This is a genomic window from Streptomyces sp. NPDC001156, from assembly GCF_053598275.1.
Window position 1 is genome coordinate 35,425 of record NZ_JBSFJX010000039.1, and the last position, 19,984, is coordinate 55,408.

The 19,984-nt window shown below is 68.7% G+C and carries 17 protein-coding genes; 6 read left to right on the top strand and 11 right to left on the bottom strand.

The annotated features are described in order from the left end of the window. Positions 1–418: 418 nt before the first annotated feature. The 3 genes from ACWDA7_RS20290 (at position 419) to ACWDA7_RS20300 (ending at position 1,870) form a co-directional block, all read left to right on the top strand. A complete protein-coding gene (locus tag ACWDA7_RS20290; protein ID WP_450605643.1) occupies positions 419–715 on the top strand; it encodes an antibiotic biosynthesis monooxygenase in 297 nt (98 codons plus the stop codon). Between the two features lie 44 nt (positions 716–759). Further along, complete coding sequence (locus tag ACWDA7_RS20295) at positions 760–1,428, top strand: protein-L-isoaspartate(D-aspartate) O-methyltransferase (RefSeq protein ID WP_450605644.1); 669 nt, start codon at positions 760–762, stop codon at positions 1,426–1,428. Between the two features lie 184 nt (positions 1,429–1,612). Continuing rightward, positions 1,613–1,870 carry a DUF6221 family protein gene (locus ACWDA7_RS20300; RefSeq protein WP_450605645.1) on the top strand — a complete coding sequence of 86 codons (258 nt, stop codon included), beginning with the start codon at positions 1,613–1,615 and terminating at the stop codon, positions 1,868–1,870. A 99-nt stretch (positions 1,871–1,969) separates the two neighbouring features. On the opposite strand, the gene ACWDA7_RS20305 is transcribed toward ACWDA7_RS20300, so the two are convergent. From ACWDA7_RS20305 to nthB, 8 genes are all read right to left on the bottom strand, one after another. Further along, positions 1,970–2,503 (bottom strand): GNAT family N-acetyltransferase, encoded by a 534-nt coding sequence (locus ACWDA7_RS20305; protein ID WP_450605646.1) that lies wholly within the window; start codon positions 2,501–2,503, stop codon positions 1,970–1,972. Positions 2,504–2,579: 76 nt separating this feature from the next. Beyond that, the gene (locus ACWDA7_RS20310) at positions 2,580–3,584 is read right to left on the bottom strand and encodes a helix-turn-helix domain-containing protein (RefSeq protein ID WP_450605647.1); all 1,005 of its coding nucleotides are present in this window, start codon (positions 3,582–3,584) and stop codon (positions 2,580–2,582) included. A 268-nt stretch (positions 3,585–3,852) separates the two neighbouring features. Further along, positions 3,853–4,689, bottom strand: coding sequence for an NPP1 family protein (locus ACWDA7_RS20315; protein ID WP_450605648.1), 837 nt, complete (start codon positions 4,687–4,689; stop codon positions 3,853–3,855). Positions 4,690–5,064: 375 nt separating this feature from the next. Next, positions 5,065–5,724: a hypothetical protein gene (locus tag ACWDA7_RS20320; RefSeq protein WP_450605649.1), complete on the bottom strand. Its 660-nt coding sequence runs from the start codon at positions 5,722–5,724 to the stop codon at positions 5,065–5,067. A gap of 210 nt (positions 5,725–5,934) precedes the next feature. Next, positions 5,935–6,957 carry a hypothetical protein gene (locus ACWDA7_RS20325; RefSeq protein ID WP_450605650.1) on the bottom strand — a complete coding sequence of 341 codons (1,023 nt, stop codon included), beginning with the start codon at positions 6,955–6,957 and terminating at the stop codon, positions 5,935–5,937. Positions 6,958–7,334: 377 nt separating this feature from the next. Further along, positions 7,335–7,703 carry a nitrile hydratase accessory protein gene (locus tag ACWDA7_RS20330; protein WP_450605651.1) on the bottom strand — a complete coding sequence of 123 codons (369 nt, stop codon included), beginning with the start codon at positions 7,701–7,703 and terminating at the stop codon, positions 7,335–7,337. Continuing rightward, on the bottom strand, positions 7,700–8,299 hold the full coding sequence (gene nthA, locus ACWDA7_RS20335; RefSeq protein ID WP_450605652.1) for a nitrile hydratase subunit alpha: 600 nt from the start codon (positions 8,297–8,299) through the stop codon (positions 7,700–7,702). The genes ACWDA7_RS20330 and nthA overlap by 4 nt, the downstream gene beginning before the upstream one ends. Next, positions 8,296–8,967, bottom strand: a complete 672-nt coding sequence (gene nthB, locus ACWDA7_RS20340) for a nitrile hydratase subunit beta (RefSeq protein ID WP_450605653.1) — start codon at positions 8,965–8,967, stop codon at positions 8,296–8,298. Before nthB ends, nthA begins: the two co-directional genes overlap by 4 nt. A gap of 358 nt (positions 8,968–9,325) precedes the next feature. On the opposite strand from nthB, the gene ACWDA7_RS20345 reads away from it, so the two are divergent. Continuing rightward, positions 9,326–9,805 (top strand): MarR family winged helix-turn-helix transcriptional regulator, encoded by a 480-nt coding sequence (locus ACWDA7_RS20345; RefSeq protein ID WP_359400181.1) that lies wholly within the window; start codon positions 9,326–9,328, stop codon positions 9,803–9,805. A 177-nt stretch (positions 9,806–9,982) separates the two neighbouring features. Here ACWDA7_RS20345 and ACWDA7_RS20350 read toward each other — a convergent pair whose 3' ends face one another. The 3 genes from ACWDA7_RS20350 to ACWDA7_RS20360 form a co-directional block, all read right to left on the bottom strand. Further along, entirely contained in the window at positions 9,983–12,229 is a 2,247-nt protein-coding gene (locus ACWDA7_RS20350) for a SpoIIE family protein phosphatase (protein WP_450605654.1), read from the bottom strand. A 91-nt stretch (positions 12,230–12,320) separates the two neighbouring features. After that, positions 12,321–13,457 (bottom strand): HoxN/HupN/NixA family nickel/cobalt transporter, encoded by a 1,137-nt coding sequence (locus ACWDA7_RS20355; protein WP_450605655.1) that lies wholly within the window; start codon positions 13,455–13,457, stop codon positions 12,321–12,323. 396 nt (positions 13,458–13,853) lie between these two features. After that, positions 13,854–14,123 carry a CGNR zinc finger domain-containing protein gene (locus ACWDA7_RS20360; RefSeq protein WP_450605656.1) on the bottom strand — a complete coding sequence of 90 codons (270 nt, stop codon included), beginning with the start codon at positions 14,121–14,123 and terminating at the stop codon, positions 13,854–13,856. Between the two features lie 752 nt (positions 14,124–14,875). Between ACWDA7_RS20360 and ACWDA7_RS20365 the strand changes: the two genes are divergently transcribed. Further along, positions 14,876–17,263 (top strand): ATP-binding cassette domain-containing protein, encoded by a 2,388-nt coding sequence (locus ACWDA7_RS20365; RefSeq protein WP_450605657.1) that lies wholly within the window; start codon positions 14,876–14,878, stop codon positions 17,261–17,263. Positions 17,264–17,803: 540 nt separating this feature from the next. Further along, the gene (locus ACWDA7_RS20370) at positions 17,804–19,927 is read left to right on the top strand and encodes a SpoIIE family protein phosphatase (RefSeq protein ID WP_450605658.1); all 2,124 of its coding nucleotides are present in this window, start codon (positions 17,804–17,806) and stop codon (positions 19,925–19,927) included. Positions 19,928–19,984 lie beyond the last annotated feature (57 nt).

The window sequence follows — 19,984 nt, forward strand, 5'->3', positions numbered from 1 at the left end:
TCGGTCAGGCTTTGTGCCCCGGCCAGAGGCTCCTTGCGCGGCTGGACCGGCGGGACCGCCCGGGCCGGACGGACCGCAACGTCTTCGCGTAACCGGACCAGCGGGAGTCGTGTCTTCTTCCTCGGCGCGGCAAGGCATGGGACACGCGCGCGGCCAGGTTCGAGAGGGTGGTCGGGTTGGACTTGGAACGCGAGATGGTCATGTGACCCGCCTCCGGGGCGTGTGGTGGAAGGGGTGCGCACCAGAAGAGGGCGCGTGTGCTGCCAGCGTCCCCCAGAAAGTCATACGGCGCATCTCTCCCGCGTGCGCTGCCGCCGCGGGGTGCCGCCGGCTCTGCTCGCCCAGGCGGAACCCGTGGTCGGCTCCTATGGTGGTGGGAAGGACCTTCATCGGGGCGGTCGCATCGAAGGAGGCCAGGATGGAAGAGAAGTACGTCTGGATCACGACGCGCCGCATCAAGCCGGGCAGCCTGGAGGAGTTCGAGCGGGCCTGGCGTCCGCACTCGCACCCCGGCGGCATGAGCCGTGCCTTCGCCTACTGGTCCGACGACGGGCAGGAGATCATGGGCGTGTCCTTCTGGGAATCCCAGAAGTCCTGTGACGCGTGGCGGTCCTCCGACGAAGAGGCGCGCCGACGGGACGCCATGGCACCGTACGTCCTTCAGGAGGAAAATTCCTTCTACCGAGGCCGCGAACTGGCCATCCCTCAGGGCTAGAACGGCAGTGCCGCCGCCTACGTCTCCGGTGGGGTGAGCGGCCCGTGGATGTCGTGTCCGGTAGGCCCGAGGATCTCGTGCGGGCCCTCAGAGCTGTCGGGGTCAGGGACGAGCTGCTGCTCGAGGCGGTGCGGATGACGCCCCGGGCGGAATTCGTGCCGGCCGCTCTGGCGACCTCCGCCTACCAGGACAAGCCCCTGCCCATAGGGCAAGGGCAGGTCACCACGCAGCCGTCGCTGTCCGCCATGATGATCGAGAGCCTTGACCTCGACGGGAGCGAGCACGTCCTGGAAGTCGGTACCGGTCTCGGCTACCAGACCGCCCTGCTCGCCCGACTGGCCGCCGACGTGGTCACCATCGAGACACGGCCCGGCATCGCACGGCAGGCCGGCGAGAATCTCGCCCGACAGGGCGTACGGAACGTGGAGTTGAGGGTCGGAGACGGCACTGAAGGCGTTGCGGACCGCGCCCCGTTCGACGCGGTGGTCGTGTCGGCCGCGTTCCCGGAGGTACCCGCACCGCTGGTGGCGCAGATACGGCCGTCCGGCCGCCTCGTCCAGCCGATGGGCCCGGGCGGGGACGAGCAGGTGGTGTGCTTCGTGCGCACCGCTTCGGGCCTGGAGCAGCGGCGTGTCCTGACCGCGGCCTGCTTCGTACGGCTCCAAGGACGGTACGGCTTTCCACCGGACAATGCGGAAGCCTCCGGGGAATAGCCGGAAGAGAGCGGGCAGTCCGGCCCGACCGCGTTTCCTTCCGACCGGCCAGTCACAACCCACTCAAGGAGTGGCGCGGCCTGGCGATGCGAACCGGCAAACTCGCCATCGCTCCACAGGCCGTGCCCCATATCGCTGGCTTCCTCATCCCGGCGGGCAGGTGAGTGCTGGGGTCCCTGGTCACATGGACGACCTCTCGCAGTTCCTCCGCGCGCGCAACGAGGACGACGACCCCGCCTATGCCTACGTGGCTCACACCTTCGGCGGCGAAGCCCTTCTCGACAGCCACCTGCCCATGCTCGATCTGATCGGCATGCTGGCGCGGGACCACGAAGCCATGGATCCCTCGGACCCCCGCTGGGTCGGCCTTGCCTACGCGCTTCGCGTGCTCTCGCAGTCCTACACCGACCACCCCGACTACCGGGAGGCATGGCGTCCCTAGTGCCGCATCACGCACCGTTCGCCCGTCGGCGATGCGCCGTCCAGGTATTCGCCTCGGCGTGGTCGTGGCCGGAGCGAGCGTGGCTTGGCGCGTGGGCCGTCATGCCATTGCGGTTGGCGGAGCGTCGTCGACGAATCCCAGTCGTCGGTTCATTCCGATGGCCGGGGCGTTGCCGGGGTGATGGATGGTCCGCAGCCAGCGCACGCCGGCAGAGCGTGCGTATTCGATGGCCAGGAGCTTCATGGCCAGCGAGAGTCCCCTTCCGCGATGGCTGGCCAGGACTCCGGTCATCTCGCTGAAAGCGTGTCCTTCCGGGCGGATCGACGTCGCCGCCATGCCGACCCATGACCCACCATCCACGGCGAGGACGACACCTCGGGGGTCATATGTGGGGGTCTCGATGCGCTGGGCGAGGTACTCGTCGAACGTGTGGAACTCGCCCGGCCCCGGGATGTCGGCGGAGCACGTCCTGTTCAGGTCATAGAGTGCGCGTCGATGCCTGGCCGCGTCGCCGACGGCCGCCATGGTCGTGAACTCGACGCCTGCCTGCCGACAGCTCCGAAGGTACAGCTCGAACCGAGCATCGTCGAACACGTCCAGATCAAGCTTGAGTCGAACCCATTCAACGCCCACGAGTACCTCCAGTCCCGGGAACGCCCCGAGCCTACCTGGGGGAGTACGTATCGGGGCGCACGCTGGTTGATGCGCTTCACAGCCAGCCGCGGCGGGCCGCGGCGAGGCTCGCCTGGAAGCGTGTCGACGCCCCGAGGCGTTCCATCAGCCGCTGGATACGCCGCTGAGTCGTCCGCTCGCTCCAGCCCTGGGCGCGGGCGATGGCGGAGTCGGTGAGACCCGAGGCGAGCAGGTTCAGCAGGGACTGGGTCTCCGGGTCGGGCTTCGTCGTGTCGGAGGGCGGGGATTCTGCTTCGGGCCCAGTGGTGGCGGTCCCGTCGGTGTCCCGCAGCGGGACGGCCCGTTCCCACTCCGCCTCGAACAGGGCCTCCAAGGCCGCGAGAAGGGGGGAGCGGTGGATGAGGTAGGCGGCCGACTGTCCCTGGGACGCGAGGCTGAAGGGGACGACGGCCGCCTCACTGTCGCTGATCACGAGCTTCAGGGGCAGTTCGGGGCGTATCCGTGCCTTCTCGCCCGTTCTGATGCTGGAAAGTATGTCGCCCTGCATCCGCCCCGGCCAGGCGGCTGCTTCCCGGTCGTAGACGACCCGATGGGCGATTCCGGCCCGCTGGCGCTGCGTCTGCACGTCCAGGTTGGTGCCGGGCCGGTTGACGTACGGTGGCCGGTCGAACGCACGGACCTGCTCCCGGGCGTCGAGGATCAGCCTGCCGGCCACTCTGCTGAGCTCGTCCCGGTCGGTGAGGAGTTCGACGCCGAGATCCGGATGGGCGACCCGGGTGGCCTCACGGTGCATGTCCATCAAGCGGTGCACCGCGGAGCGGGCCTCGTTGAGCTGCTCCTCCCGTTCCTGGATGAGTGCGGTCACGGCGACATCGGGGGCAGTGGCCGAATAGCGCGGCGGACGTACGGCCGCCTTGGTCGCCAATCTGTCGGCCACGAGCTTCGACAGCAGCCGCCCCACCTTGGCCGAAGGCAGCCCGCAGGCCGCACCGAGCTCCGACGCGGTGCAGCGCGGATGTGCCACCAAGGCCACGTAGACGCGCTCTGTTTCCTCCGTAAGCCCCAGGACGTCAAGTCCCATTGATCCTCCGCCGTGCTCATGGCGGCCTTCGCCACATGGCGAACTTCGGCCGTCCACATTCCCTTGTGTCACCTACGCTGCGGTGACATCTTCCACCACGGGGCTCCTCCGCCGTCAGGTGGTGGCAGCAGTTCGGACCGGCCGTGGACGGCGGCACCACCTCGGACGACGAGGCGCGCGCGAGTGGGACGGGCAGCGCCGAGGCCGCCCGTCCCACCGTGATCAACGGTTCTTCCCACGGCGGCCCGTCAACCGTGAGCCGCTGCGCTCAGGCATTCGGGTCGAAGGGGATGCCGGACGGCATGGAGTGGGCGAGGTGGTAGTTGAAGTCGCTGTCCCTGATCTTGATGGTGGCCGCGCCGAAGTCGGCGCTCATGAGCTTGTCACGGAAGCCGCTCGGGTAGCCGTTCCAGCCCACGAGGCGGGGATAGAACCAACCGCCTGTGGCGTTCTCGGGCGGTTCGTCGTTGTTGTTGGCGAAACGGAAGCAGTGCGTGGAGACGCCGTCTTTGTGATAGACGACCTTCGGATGGGTTCCGTCGAAGCGCACGGAGGAGCGCGGTGCCACCTGGTAGCCGCTGTGCTGGGAGACCGACACGTACTGCACTTCGTTGTTGTTGATCCAGACCACGACGTGCTCCCAGTCGTGGGTGTGGCCGATGGCGGCGGGACCGAGCGTGGCCTGGTCCTTTTCGAAGTAGCTGGCGTACATCACGGCGCACCAGCCGTTGTTGCACTTCTCGCGCGAGTAGGTGTTGGCGTTGGCGAGTTGGGCGTAGTCGTGGCAGTGCCCGTTGACGTCGCCGCCGAGCTTCAGGCCCGGGTTGATGGTGCCGTCGGCGCCGATGGCGGCTGTGGCGTAGCAGCCGTCCTTGTCGTAGTCGTAGGCGGGGGAGAAGCTCTGCTCCAGGCCGTCGGCGTTCTGCGGCAGCAGAGTCAGGACGTTGGCGTTGGCGACAGTCGGAGTCGCAATGATCAGTGCTGCCGCGCCGAGGGCGCTCGCGAGCGCGGACCACCGCCGCCGCGAAGAGCGCCGTGCTCCGGACGACCTCCGTACCAGCCGTCTCCCAGAAGACTTCTGACGGTACATCAGTGCTGAGAACATCGATCCTCGCTGGGATTCGTTCCCCACTCGCCTCGGACTGTCTTGCTGTGCTGGACATCGCATAGACGGCACCGGCAGGTGCAACCGCGTCTGCCCTGTGGTGCCGTTCGACGTCAAATGGCCCAGTTGCGGCCGAAGTTGTTGCGGCGACTGCCGAGGCAGGAGTGCGGATGGATGGGAGGTGATCCTCCCCAGGAGGAGCGCGCGATACCCAAAGGGCGGCTGAACATTACTGCGAGCGCGACTGAACGTGGGGGAACGGCCCGTACCGGCAGGCTCGCGAGAGACTCTGGGTCTGCAGCGGCGCTGACACGAGTTCGAGCCGGGTACCGGCTTGAGCCGGCCCCGGCTTACTGGTCGATGGTGCAGCGACGCTTACAACTCGGCTGCGGCAGCCTCGATTTCACGGCGCGTGTGGTCCATGAGCTCACTCAGCTCGTCCATCTTGGAGTCGAGTTCCGCGGCGCGCGGCGCCACCTGCTGGAGCCACGTCACCGTGGCCAGAGCCAGCTCGACGGCCTCGTGTACCTGACCGTCGCCGAGCAATTCCTCGATCTTGAAGGCGATGCCGCCGAGCGTCTCGTCGTCCGTCTCCGGTACCAGATAACCCTGGAGTCCCGGTGGGTAGGGTGTCCGTTCCCTGGATTCGCGCAGGGCGGTGACGACCGCGGACTCTTCGCTGAATTGGTCCAGGAGCCCGATGAAGACGTACAGCCGCGCCACCAGTCGCGGTCGGCCCGGGTACCGGTCCAGCCACGTCACCAGACCCTGATGACCTTCCAGGTAGTCGATGACCTGCGTCATCGCCCCGGCCAGTGTGTTGGGCAGGGACCAGTGGAACGGCAGCAGCCGTGCCACTTGGTCCGCGAGCGCCGCCTCACGCGGGGCGTCCAGCTTGCCCGTGACGAAGTCACCGATCAGCGCGGTGTCCAAGCCGTAGCCGGTGGGCGTCGACCGGTCCTGCGAGCTGCGGGACGCGTCATGGCGCAGACGCAGGAGCTCGTTCGCGATCTTGCTCAGCAGTTTCTCGTGCATGAACCCTTCGAGCAGGTCATACGCTGCTCTTCCCTTCGCGTGGAAGTTCGTCCTGGCCGCAAGCTGCGCGGTGCGCGTTCGAGGCAAGCAGGTGCCCGGAGCCCGTACCTCTACGGTTCCACTCGAGGCGAGGGAGTGCGTGCTGGCTGGTCCAAGCGGGTTACGAAGGATGCCCGTCCGCCGACGGCTACCGCTTCCGTCGAGGCTCGGTCACCCCTGTCGACGCTTCGCCGCGTGGTAGGTGGAGCGTCCCCACACCAGCAGTGCGGATGCCACGGCCCAGGCGGCGAGAGTCGCCAGGGGAGCGATGGCGTGGGCTCCGTCGAAGTAGCTCAGGTCGGTGATCGCGCGCACGGCCGCTCCTGGAGGCAGAACGGCTGAGACCGCGTGCGCGACGCTGGGGAGCAGATCCGCTCCGATGGTTGCCCCGCTCGTTGCGTTGCCGACCGTGAGCAGCAGAAGCGTGGCCACGGGGATACCCACCGGGCCGAGATAGGTCCCGAGGAGTTTGGTGGTGAAGGCCGCGGCAGCAGACAGCAGCGCCAGGGTCACCGCCAGCAGAGCGAAGGGAGCAGGTACCGCGCCCAGGACCGGCCCGGCCAGCGTGGCGGCGACGATGCCGGCGGCCACCGCGAAGCACGCCATCAGGGTGAAACGGTGCCGGAGATGCAGGAGCTGGGACAGCCCGAGGACACTTTGCGCCAGGGCGAAGCCGGAGAGGGTGACGCCGAAGGCGACGTAGAAACCTGCCAGGCCCCGGCTGTCGTAGCGGGCCAGCGGCACGGCATCGGTCATCTTCACGGTCTTGCCCGCGCCGTGAGCATAGGCGGACACCAGACTCTCCACGGCGCTGGTGGTGGACAGCCCGTTGGCCCCGGCGACCCTGAGGGACAGACCGCCTCGTCCCCGCTTGGTCACCACCGCGACGACGTCCCGGTGCTTCAGCGCATGGTCCGCCGCAGCGGTGTCCGGCTCCGAACGGATGTCGATGCTGTCGCCGAGGGCGTGCTGGATCTGCGTGGACAGGTGGCTGCCGACCACGGCGACCGGGAGGTGACGTGGCTTCGGAGCGCGTGCCAGCCCCACGTAGCAGCTGATGAAGGCCGAAACCACGATCAGCCCGATCAGAGACGGCTGCAACCAAGCCCGGACGGGTGTCCGCTTGGCCGACGGCTCCTGGGGCGGGTGGACGGCCGTGCTGTCGTGCAGTTCAGCGGTGGAACCGGGCTGCATGGGGATTTCCTTGAGTCTCGAGGCTGGACCGGTGGTAGCGGGACACTCGACAGCTCACCTTTGAGCCCTGAGCAACATGACCATGCGAGGTTAGCCTATGTCTGACTGGTGCTCCGAACATGAGCCAGCAGAGTGATCGGTCACGGCTCGGCACGCGGAGTGTGCAGAGAGGACTGGCCGAGTAAACAGGCCGTTCATACGGCGAGCCGGAGACGAACGCGTCGCGCTCGGCCTTCTAGGCCAACATTGGCAATGTATTAACGCTTGCTTCGCCGATTCATTCGAGCGAAAGGCAGTTCGCCAACCCCGGACTGTTCAGTGACGATCCGGGGCTCGGCGTCGATGTCGCAGTCGGCGGTGAGGGAGAGCGGCCTGGATCAATGGTCGTGGTGGTGGCCGTGGCCGTGATCGTCCCGGTGGTCATGGCCCACGGGGCGTTCTGACAGGGCTTGGGTCCGTGCGGTGACCTCGTCCGTGGACACCGCGCACAGGCCGACAAGCACGTCCTCGAGGGCAGCCAGCCACAGCTGGTAGTAGTTGTAGGGCTCGTCCTGCGCCGCCGTGGTCTCCCATGCTCTGATCCGGGCGATCAGCGCGGCCTGGAAGTCCGGCCAGGTGAACGCGCCCGCCTCGTACAGGCTGACGGCCATGCCGAAGGCGCGGCTCTCCCAGGGTTCGGCGAACACCAGCTCGCCGTTGGCGCGGGGCGGTGCGGCGGGGCCCTCGATCTCCAGTGGCGCGCTCATGATGCTGTCACCTTGGCCACGCCGACCATCGCGTCCCGGGTCACCAGCGGCACGAGTTCTTCCTCGGTCAGGTGCTCGGTGCCGGCCGGACGCTCGGGCAGGACCAGCCAGCGCACCTCGCTGGTGGAGTCGTGGACGGTGATCCGTACGTCGTCGTCGAGTTCGAGTCCCATCTCGGACAAGACCGTGCGGGGCTCCTTGACCACGCGCGAGCGGTAGGCGGGGTCCTTGTACCAGCTCGGCGGCAGGCCGAGGACCGGCCACGGGTAGCACGAGCACAGCGTGCAGACCACGACGTTGTGAGTGGTGGGGGTGTTCTCCACGACGACGATGTGCTCGCCCTGCGCACCGGAGAAGCCCAGTTCCTTGATGGCGGCGGTGCCGTCCTGGAGCAGCCGTCGCCGGTAGTCCGGGTCGGTCCAGGCCCTGGCGACGACCTTGGCGCCGTTGAGCGGGCCCACGTTGGTCTCGTACTCGGTGATGATCCCGTTCATCACCTTGGGGTCGATCAGGCCCCGCTCGGTGAGCAGTTGCTCGAGCGCCTCGGTGCGCAGTGCGACCGGAAGGCGCTCGCCGGATCCGGCGGTGGTGGTCATGAGGTGGTCTCCAGGTAGCTTTCGTACATTTCCGCGGTGATCGAGAAGGGTTCGACGTCGGCGCCCCACAGTTCGCGTGAGTCGAATCGCACCGAGTAGACGTGCTGCGGGTTCTCGCCCTGGAAGTGGGCGTTGGTGTCCGGCAGTACGGCGGCGGGCTGGATGGCGTCGACGACACCGATGTGTCCGCGCGCGTAGCCGGGCAGTCGGGTGTGCCCGGGCGGCGACATGTCCTTGGCCCGTACACGCTCGCCGACGGCGAAGACCGGGGCGGTGTCCACGGTGCGCAGTGAGCCCTCGGCGGTCGGGGCGTAGTCGGGCCTGGCGGGCTCCGGGATCGCCGGCTCCTCGACATGTTCGCCGCGGAGATTGCGGGCGCGGGCGTCGATCGCTCCCGGCGCCAGGATGGAGCGTTCGGTGAGCATCAGCTCCGCGCCGTTGAGCCAGCGCCCGTAGTAGCCGTCCTCGAGGTACGCGGCCCGGCCCAGGCGCTCGTGCGCGTGCCTGAAGGCGTCCGCGTTCACGCCGCCGCACGCAACGCGGCTGGAGAGGATCCCCAGCGCGAAGGCTCGGCGCTGCCACGGTTCCTCGAAGACCGGTTCATCAGGCCTCGGCGGGTGAACGGGGCCCCATCCCGGGGTTCCTCCCATGTCGGCAATACCATCCACGGCACAACCTCGCATATGAGATCAATACGGAAAGAGCTACTCGAAATCGTATTCAGTCAGACGCGTCCGGCTCCACGTCGGCGACCGGCTGCAAGCCCGCCGAACGGAGTGCCCTGCATCCAGGGATCCGCCGGTCTGCCGCCCTTGTGTCGGAGCCCGGAGGGAGACGTCAAGACAGGACGGGCGCTTACGAGCATATGCGCGTATTGATGGGACGGCAAGGCCGGATTGTTGAGGCGGCCGCGCATTCGTCGCGGCCTCGCGCGGGGTGCTCGTGTCCGCAAGGGGTGATATCGCAGGGCTCGCCCATCGGCGGCAGGCCGGCCGCCCCTTCAATTTGCGAGCACGTACTCCTATCATGGGTGCGAGAGCCCTGGAGGAGACCATGCCCACTACGCCGACGGACCTCGCCGACACCTGCAACAACCTGGCACTGCGCAAAGCGTCCCGGTATCTCGGCGCGACCTATGACAAGGCCCTGGCGCCGGTCGGCCTTCGTGCGACGCAGTTCAGCATCCTGCAGAAGCTCAGTGCGGCGGGCGAAATGACGATCACCAGCCTCGCTGAGGGGATCGCCATGGACCGCACCACGATGGCCTCCAACCTCAAGCCGCTCGCGCGCGAGGGTCTGGTGACCGTCGAGCCGTCGGCAGCCGACCGCCGCGCGCGGATCGTCACGATCACACCGGACGGCGTCTCCCGCATGAAAGCGGCGCTGCCGCTGTGGCGCGCCGTCCAAGCCCGGTTCGAGGAGAGCTTCGGAGCCGGCGACGCAGCCCAGCTGCGCGCCTCTCTGGAAGCCGTCCTCGGCACCGGCTTCCAGCCCTGGGCCGAGTGACGACACGCTCGCTCCGAGCGGTACGGGGAGCAAGCCGGGGCCGTCCGGACGTCACCGGGCCCGAGAACGTCCGATCGGCCGGCGGTAGGTCCGACCGTCATGCACCGACCGCGGCCATCGGCCGCCTGGAGCGACGGTCTCGGCACGACGCGTGCCGGCGGCTACGGACGGGACGCGTCACGGCTCGTCCAGCGGGATGCGCATGTCCAGTGACACCGTCTTGCCCCGCCCGTTGGGGGAGCTGTTCCACGGTCCGGCCAGGGCCTCGACGATGAGGAGACCGCGGCCGTGCTCGGCTGCCGAGTTCTCCCCTTCGGTGAGCGCCAGGTGCGAGGGGATGGGCGGGTTGCTGTCGGAGTCCCTCACCTCCAGCCGGACATGATCCGCGAAGGCCCGCAGCCGGACGTCCACGTCGCTGTCCGCGTGGATGAGCGCGTTGGTGACGACCTCGGACGCGATGAGCTGTAGGTCGTCGGAGATGCCCGACAGCCCCCAGGAGGACAGCCGGTCGACCACGAAGCCGCGGGCCGTCTTGACTCCCTGCAGGTCGCGGCGGGGGATCTGCAGATGCCCCGTTCGGGGCGCACCCTCGCCGACAGCACCTTCATAGCGGGCCAGGAGCAGCACGGCGTCGTCCCGGCGGTGCTGGGGGCCGAGATCCTCGACGATGAGGTGGTCGGCCAGTTGTTCCAGATCGGCCCCGGCTGCGTGGCTGCCCGAGCGGAGCATTGCTCGCGCACCGGATCCCGGGTCGCTCGCGTGCCAGTCGACCAGACCGTCGGAGTAGAGCATCACGACGGATCCGGGCTCAAGGACGTGCTCACGCCCCCAGTAAGCATCCGGCACCCTGACGCCCAGGGGTACGTTCGAGGGTGCCTCCAGGGTGCGGATACTCCCGTCGGGGCCGCGTACCAGCGGTTCGGGATGGCCGGCCAGGGCGACCTCGGCCATGCCGTCGGTCGTGTCCAGGGAGACGACGCAGCAGGTCACAAGCAGGTCCGTACCCAGTTCGGTGAGCAACCTGCCGGTACGGTCGATCACCGCCGCGGGGCGATGTCCTTCGGTCGCATAGGCGGCGACCGCAGTGCGCACCTGGCCCATCACGGCGGCGCTCTCCATGGCGTGGCCTTCCACGTCGCCGACGACCAGCACCATCCGTTCACCCGGCAGTTTGATCACGTCGTACCAGTCACCACCCACCATGGACGTGGCTGTGGCAGGTCGGTAACGCGCTGTGGTGGTCAGTCCGGGCAGCTCGGAGAGCGTGGAGGGAAGAAGCGTCCTTTGGAGGTATTCGGCTACTTTATGCTGCCTCTCACTCAGTTCGACGCGTTCCAAGGCCGCGCCCAGCATTTCCGCCATCATGGTCAGGACCGCCCTTTCCTCGGGCGGGAAGCCGCGGGGCCCTTGAAAAGTCAGACAGAAGGCGCCGACGACGTTCCTGCTCGCGACGAGAGGGAGGTCGGTGGCCTTCCGGCATCCGATGAGAGGCAGGTACGCCTCGGATTGGACGTCGCGGTCGGACCTCCCGGAGTGGGCCGGCCGCGCACAGATGAACAGCGGGCGCCCTCGGACCGCCTCCGCTGCCGGGATACTGGAGTCCAACCGGGCGCCGTGGAGGCTCTTGACCAGGCCGCACGAGGCCCCGCTGTGTCCGAGGACCCAGAGGCGGTCCTCGGACGCCGAGGTCAGGACCAGGGCCTGGGCGTCGAACGGGTCCATGACGCAGTACTGGGCTGCCGCGACGATGTCATCCATGGTCGTGATCTGGTTCAGCAGGTCGGCGAGTCGCCGCAGCGGATACATGAGGCTCATGCCCCCGGAGCCGGGGACGTCGGCCACTCCCCAGCCCGGCGCGCAGACGTTCGTGTCCACATCGGTCCCGGCCGGTACGAGCACCGGCATCGGACCGGGCTTGATCTCCGCCCCACTCGCGGCGAGCTTGGCGAGGGCCGTCGCAAGCTCGCTCCCTATCTGCTGCAAGCGCGATCGGTCATGCTCCTGGTAGTCGCCCTGTTCCTCCGTCCGAAGGACGGTGAGGGCACCGAAGCGCTGGTCGGCGGCGATGACGGGGGCCGCGAGGGCGACGTACGGATAGGGCGGCACATGCTGTTCATGGCCCGCTTCTACCTGATACGGATCGGCCAGGATCTCCACACGTCCCGAGGTCAGGGCGCGTGCCGAGGCGTAGGGCGCGTCCAGCTCCATCCGTCCCGGAAGTGTGAACAGGGAGGGGGGACCGCCCACGATGAGCGCGACTCGGATCTCGGTGGCGTCCTCGTCGAGGAGGTACACCCCTGCCGCCACCGCGTTCAATCGGCAGAGAGCCTCGCGGACGGCGCAGTGCAAGACCGCCGTGAGATCCGGGCCCAGAGCGGACCGGCATCTACGGCGGCGTTGTCCGACGGCGCTGCTGTTCGTCACAGAACGGCTCCCTAAAGCGCGAGTATAAATTGAGCGGTGATCTGTCGCTCCCGCGCGCCGGGGCACTGTTCGGCGGGACCCATGCGTGCTCTCAGCCTGTGCCGGCCCGGCCGGCCGCATGCTTCCAGCGGTGCTCGACTTTCGCGATGCGCCAGTAACCCACTGCGCATGCCCACACGAGCACGAAGACTCCGACGATCACGAAGCCGACATTGTTGAGATCGACCGCGGAGATCTCGCCGGTGATCGGGTCGGTCAAGCCGAGCTGGTCGTGCAGGGAGCCGATCAGCTCGATCGTGCCGATCAGAAACGCGACGGCGATGGAGAGGCCGGTGATGGTGAGGTTGTAGTAGACCTTGCGGACCGGGTTCGAGAAAGCCCAGTGGTACGCAAAATTCATGAACGTCCCGTCCAGGGTGTCGAACAAGCTCATCCCGGCGGCGAACAGCAGCGGCAGGCATACGATCGCGTACCACGGCAGCCCGGCTGCGGCGCCGGAGCCGGCCATCACCATCAGCGTGACCTCGGTGGCGGTGTCGAACCCGATTCCGAAGAGCAGCCCGACCGGGTACATCTGACCAGGGCGGGAGACGGACCGGGTGAGCCGGCCCAGGACGCGGTTCATGAATCCGCGGTTGTCGAGGTGCTTGGTCAGCTCGTGCTCGTCGAACTCGCCTGTGCGCATCGCCTTGAACGCCCGCCAGATCCCGGCGAGGGCGAGCACATTGAGCGCGGCGATCAGGTACAGGAAGCCGCCCGAGGCCAGCGTGCCGACCACCCCCAGATGGCGGCGAGTGCTGGAGTCGTCGTTGGTCAGCGTCGTCGTCAGCCGTGTACCCGCGGCGATCCCGGCGGCCAGTAGTGCCACGACGGTGGAATGGCCCAGCGCGAACCAGAAGCCGACGGAGACGGGGCGCTTGCCGTCGGCCATGAGCTTGCGGGTGGTGTTGTCGATCGCGGCGATGTGGTCGGCATCGAACGCATGCCGTACGCCGAGCGTGTAGGCGGTCACGCCGAGCCCGAGACCGAAGACCTCACCGCCGACCTTGTAATGATGTGGGGCCACGAGCGTGGCCAGGATGCCGAACGCCACCAGGTGCAGCGCTGCGATCACTGCCAGCAGCCCACCAGTGCGCCACCAGTCCCGGCGCTCCCAGCGAGGGATCGGCACGGCTGATATCGCGCGGGGAAGGACAGCGGTCGGGTAGGGGTTTTCGGGCAGAGTCATCTAGGACCAGCCTCTCCAGCGCCTCATGGATGGATTTCGTGCGGTGCCGTGGCCGGTCTCCTGGCTGACGGGGAAGTCGTGTGCGCTGCCGGCCCGGCTCTCGGGGCCGCCCTGCCCCATCCCGCACTTAGGAGCATATGCCCCTAAGTGTCGATGAGCGCAGCCTGCGGTCCCCAAAGGGAGCTGAGTCACAGTGTCGAGTCCCGCGCCCCTCTTCCCGCGGGAACGGAAGTCAGCGCTCGTCCAACTCCGAACCCTGGAGGAGTCCGAGCTGCCCGAGGGCGTACAGCCGTACTCCTCGGTGTGTGCGGGGGCACGGCCATCGGCGGAGGTGCTCTTGGTGACTACCCCGCCGTCACAGCGGCGGCCGGCCATGTCGTGCCGGGGGGGTCGCGCCTACGAGGCGTTCTCGGCCCGCTGCCGTGCCCTGTAGGCCCACAGGTTCGCCGCGTTGCCGCAGACCTTGACGTCGTGCCAGACCCCGCTGTTGCTTTTCGACCGGTCGAAGAACGCGGTGCCGCACCGGTCGTTGCGGTACACCTTCAACCGCGGCCAGGTACAGGCCTGTTGGGCTTCGAAGATCTCGATCAGGGCCAGGGGTGCGACCCGCCGCCACCCGGTGCCACGCGGTTCCAGGTGGACCTCTCCGTTCCCGCCGAGCCGCATGGCGATGGCCGCCCTGTGCAGCGGGTGAAGTGCGGCGTCGCGGCCCTGTCCGGTGGCCCGGCGCGGATCGTCCCGGAAGGCTCGCAGCTCCTCCTGGTCCTGAGGAGGCGAGCTCGATGCCGGCTGTGGGAGTGCCGGTGACCCGGCTGCACTCGGGCAGCGCCTGGTCGAGTCAGGCCTGAGCCTCGGCGGGATCCGCCAGGAGGTCGGCCGTGCGGGGCTTGCCGGCGGAGATCGTGGGCCAGGGCCCTTCTCCTGCGGTGACCGGACCGGTCAGAAATGGAGAAGCCAAGGTCACCCGGCCGCGTCTAGCCTGACCGCCATGGGCATCACCGTTCACTGGACCTTCCTGCCGCATGACGACCCCGACGCATCCGCGGCCTTCCAGCGAGGGTGAAGGCGAAGTCCGCGAGATCGACGCGCTGCCGGCAGGCGTGGGGGGTGAGGTCCGTGGCGCAATCCGCTGCGATGTGCGTGAGCCGGCCACGTGCCGCTGGTTCCGTCCGCATCCTCCCCCGCCGCATCCAGGCTGGGATGCCCGTCCGTCGGCTGCTGCACGATGGCAGCCGGCCGGTCGGACGTCTGGCCGGCGCGCTCCGCACGGCCGCGGTCCAAAGGCTCGACGGGCCGAAGCGGCGAGGCCGCCTTGGCGCCTTCGCCGGGCGCGACCCAGGACGACGTCAGCCGGTCGGGAGCCGCACCACGCCGGTCGACACCGCCGATAAGGTAGACAGCCGACAGATGGAGACACGATGAGCATGGCCACGAGGACCGACACGCAATCGCCTGCGCCGTACGTTGCCGACAGTCACGATCTGATCCGCGTGCACGGCGCGCGCGAGAACAACCTCAAGGACGTCAGCATCGAGATCCCGAAGCGACGGCTGACGGTCTTCACCGGCGTCTCCGGTTCGGGCAAGAGCTCATTGGTGTTCGACACCATCGCCGCCGAGTCGCAGCGGCTGATCAACGAGACGTACAGCGCCTTTGTGCAGGGCTTCATGCCGACGCTGTCGCGACCCGAGGTGGACGTCCTCGACGGGCTGACGACCGCGATCATCGTCGACCAGCAGCGGATGGGGGCCGACCCGCGATCCACGGTCGGTACCGCCACCGACGCCAACGCCATGCTGCGCATCCTCTTCAGCCGGCTCGGACAGCCCCACATCGGCCCGCCGAGCGCCTACGCCTTCAACGTCCCCTCGGTCCGGGCCAGCGGTGCGATCACGGTCGAGCGCGGTGACAAGAAGGCGGTGAAGGCGACCTTCACCCGCACCGGCGGCATGTGTCCCCGCTGCGAGGGCCGGGGTTCGGTCACCGATCTCGACCTCACCCAGCTCTTCGACGACTCCAAGTCGCTCAACGGGGGCGCGATCACCGTCCCCGGCTACAAGTCGGGCGGCTGGAACTACCGGCTCTACAGCGAGTCGGGCCTCTACGACGCGGACAAGCCGATCCGCGAGTACACGAAGAAGGAACTGCACGACTTCCTCCACCGCGAGCCGACCAGGATGAAGATCGCGGGGATCAACATGACCTACGAGGGTCTGATCCCGCGGATCCAAAAGTCGATGCTCTCCAAGGACCGGGAGGCGATGCAGCCGCACATCCGGGAGTTCGTGGACCGGGCGGTCACGTTCACCACCTGCCCGGAGTGCGAGGGGACCCGGCTCAGCGAGGGAGCCCGGTCGTCGAAGATCAAGGGGATCAGCATCGCCGACGCATGTGCGATGCAGATCAGCGACCTGGCCGAATGGGTCCGCGGGCTCGACGATCCGTCGGTGGCGCCGCTGCTCACCGCGCTGCAGCACACGCTCGAGTCGTTCGTGGAGATCGGGCTCGGTTACCTCTCGCTCGACCGGCCCGCGGGCACGCTGTCGGGTGGTGAGGCACAGCGCGTCAAGATGATCCGTCACCTCGGCTCCTCGCTCACCGACGTGACCTATGTCTTCGACGAGCCCACCACCGGCCTGCACCCCCATGACATCCAGCGGATGAACGACCTGCTGCTGCGGCTGCGGGACAAGGGCAACACGGTGCTCGTCGTGGAGCACAAGCCCGAGGTCATCGCGATCGCGGACCACGTCGTCGACCTCGGCCCCGGCGCCGGTACGGCGGGCGGCACCGTCTGCTTCGAAGGCACCGTCGAGGGCCTGCGGGTCGGCGGCACCATCACCGGCCGCCACTTCGACGACCGGGCCTCCCTCAAGGAGACGGTGCGCAAGTCCACCGGCACGCTGGAGATCCGCGGCGCGGCGACACACAACCTGCAAGGTGTCGACGTCGACGTCCCGCTCGGGGTGCTGGCCGTCGTCACCGGTGTCGCCGGGTCCGGCAAGAGCTCGCTCGTCCATGGGTCCATCCCCGCCGGCGCGGGCGTGATCTCGGTCGACCAGAGCCCGATCCGGGGCTCGCGGCGGAGCAACCCGGCGACGTACACCGGACTGCTCGAACCGATCCGCAAGGCGTTCGCGAAGGCCAACGGCGTCAAGCCGGCGCTGTTCAGTGCCAACTCCGAGGGCGCCTGCCCCACGTGCAACGGCGCCGGTGTCGTCTACACCGACCTGGCGATGATGGCCGGTGTCGCCTCCACCTGCGAGGACTGCGAGGGGAAGCGCTTCGAGGCCTCGGTCCTGGACTTCCACCTCGGCGGTCGCGACATCAGCGAGGTGCTGGCCATGCCGGTGACGGAGGCCGAGGAGTTCTTCCGCGCCGGCGAGGCGCACACGCCGGCCGCGCACCGCATTCTCGAGCGACTTGTTGACGTCGGGCTCGGCTACCTCGCCATCGGCCAGCCGCTCACGACGCTGTCCGGCGGCGAGCGGCAGCGGCTCAAGCTGGCCACTCATATGGCCGACAAGGGTGGCGTCTACGTCCTCGACGAGCCGACCGCCGGTCTGCATCTCGCCGACGTCGAGCAGCTGCTCGGCCTGCTCGACCGGCTCGTCGACTCCGGCAAGTCGGTCATCGTCGTCGAACACCACCAGGCGGTCATGGCGCACGCCGACTGGATCATCGACCTCGGTCCCGGCGCAGGCCACGACGGCGGGCGGATCGTCTTCGAGGGCACACCCGCCGACCTCGTCGCCGCCCGCTCAACCCTCACGGGCGAGCACCTCGCGGCCTACGTCGGCGCCTGACCCGGTTCGTTGAGGACGCGGTGAGACGAGTCCGTTCATCCGCTCGGACTCGTCTCGCTCACGGAGCCGAACCCACTGCGGTGCGCCGGGCGCGGTGGCTCTCTGGATGCTGGTCACCGTTCGGCGGGCGTATGGTCCCTGTATGGGCGGCGCCGACGTGCCCGTAGTGGCTGACGCGGTGCTGCGAGCCGGGGCCGACGGGCCCTGGGCACCACCGCCGGGCATGCGTCCCGGCAGGTCGGTAGGGTGCGCGGCTTCGGTGGCAGCAGGCCGCCCAGGTGCGTACGACGATGACGCAGGCAGCCGCAGATCCGGTGCAGAGAGGCAGGCCGCGGCGCTGCCGGCGTCTGTCATAAGGCCGCAGCAGGCCGGGGAGGCTGCCGGCCCATGGTTCCGCGCCGACCACGCGGCTTCCTGCCGACTGGTCGGCAGGGAGCCGACAGGGCGGAGTGCGACGCCGGTCCGGGCCTGAGCGCCCGGCCGCCCTGGGGTTCAGTCCGGCCCAGGACCGTTCAGGTTTCAGGAGGGCGGTGAAGAGGTGTGCAACGACTTACCGCCCCTGGTTCCGTCTCGGGTTGGGCAGACCTGGACGGTCTCCTGCGCCGCCTCGTGCAGGATGCCGGTCCCTCGGGCGGCATGCTGTTCCTCCTGCCGCCGGGGGAGCAGGTGCTGCAGTTGGCGATGGTGTACGGGTCCTCCTGGCACATTGTCGCCCCCTGGGCGCGGATCGGGGTGGACGAGGCGATCCCGGCAGCCGAGGCGGCACGCGAGCGGCGTCTGGTGTGGGTAGGCAGCCCGGAGGAGCTGGCCACTCACTACCCGAGGCTCCGTTTCGTGGTGCCGCACGACCACGTTGTGGCGGCCGCGCCCATCATCACCGGCGATGCCGTGTGGGGTACGGCGTGTCTGCTGTGGCCCGCCTGGCACCCCCCGCGGCTTGGCCCGGACGAACGCGAGGCGCTCGATGTCTTCTGCCGCCAGGCGGGCCCGCTGCTTCAGCGGGCGGCCGCCCGCAGCTGCCCCCTTCTGCCGACGGCCGAGCCGCGGGTGCTGGAACCGGTGCGCTCCTGTATCCCGGACCGGGCCGAAGCCCTGGCCGCCCATGCCTTCGCTGCCCGCCTGCCTGGGGCGCTCTCGATGGATCTGGACGGCCGGATCACCTACCTCAGCGAGGCAGCCGCCGACCTGCTCGGTGACGGCGTAGCCTCCGGCCTGCTGGGCGTACGCCCGTGGGAGCATCTTCGCTGGCTCAGCGATCCCACCTTCGAGGATCGTTTCCGTGCCGCGGTCATCAGCCGCCGGCCCACCGCCTTCACCGCCCTGCGCCCACCGGATCGGCGGTTGTCCTTCCACCTCTACCCCGACGCCTTCGGCGTCAGCATCGACATCGCTCCTCTCCCGCACGATCCGGCCACCGCGCCCGAGACGTCCACCCAGCCGCCCGCGGGGCCGGCCGGGGCTGCGGCGCTGTACCACCTCATGCACCTGGCGGCGACCCTCACCGAGACGGTGGGGGTCAAGGACGTGGCCGACAGGGTCGCCGATCAGCTTGTGCCCGGTTTCGGTGCTCAGGGCCTGGCCCTGATGACGGTGGACGACGGACGACTGCGGATCGCCAGCCACCGCGGATACAGCCGCGCGTTCGCGGCCCGCTTCGACGGCGAGTCGCTGACCTCGCACACACCACGCGTACGGGCGCTGACGACAGGGACCCCGATCTTCTTCTCCAGCTTCGCCGAGTTCCAGCGCGCCTACCCCGGAGCCGTCCGCTACGGCGACAGGAACGCGTGGGCGTTTCTGCCGCTGATCACCTCCAGTCGTCCCATCGGCCTTTTGTTTCTGTCCTACGACCGGCCCCGGCACTTCCCTCCGGCCGAACGGACGATCCTGATCTCGCTGACCGGCCTGATCGCCCAGGCCCTGGACCGGGCCCGTCTCTACGACGCCAAGCACACGCTCGCCTGCACTCTGCAAAAGGGCCTGCTGCCGCAGAAACTGCCCCGGATCCCCGGTCTGCAGGTCGCCGCCCGCTACCTCGCCGCCGATCAGGGCATGGACATCGGCGGCGACTTCTACGACCTGATACGCGGCGACGACACCAACGCCTACGCGGTCATCGGCGACGTCCAGGGGCACGACGTGCAGGCCGCCGCCCTCATGGGGCAACTCCGCACCGCCGTCCATGCCCACGCCGCGGTCGGTATGGAGCCCGGCGCCCTCATGACCAGCACGAACCGGCTCCTGTGCGATCTCAACCCTGGACTCTTCGCCAGCTGCATGTACGCCCACCTCGACCTGACCCGGCACTGTGCCCGACTGGCCGTCGCCGGACACCCCCCGCCGCTGCTCCGCCACCCCGGCGGCCGCACCGAAACCCTCATGCTGCAGCCCGGCCCGCTCCTCGGCATCACCCCGGATGCCGACTACCCCACTGCCGACATCCCGCTGCCCTCGGGCACCACCCTCGCCATGTACACCGACGGTCTCGTCGAGGCCCCGGGGATCGACATCGACCACGCCATCGCCGGCCTCGCCGATCAATTGGCCCGCGCCCGCGACGGCGACAGCATGGAGACTCTCATCGAGGCACTCCTCCATCGGGCGGCACAGACCATCACCCCCACCGACGACATCGCCCTGCTCCTCATACACACCACGACGTGATCCGCGGGCCGCGGAACTCGCCCCGTGTTCAAGTGAGTTTCCTGCCGCCTCCCGGGC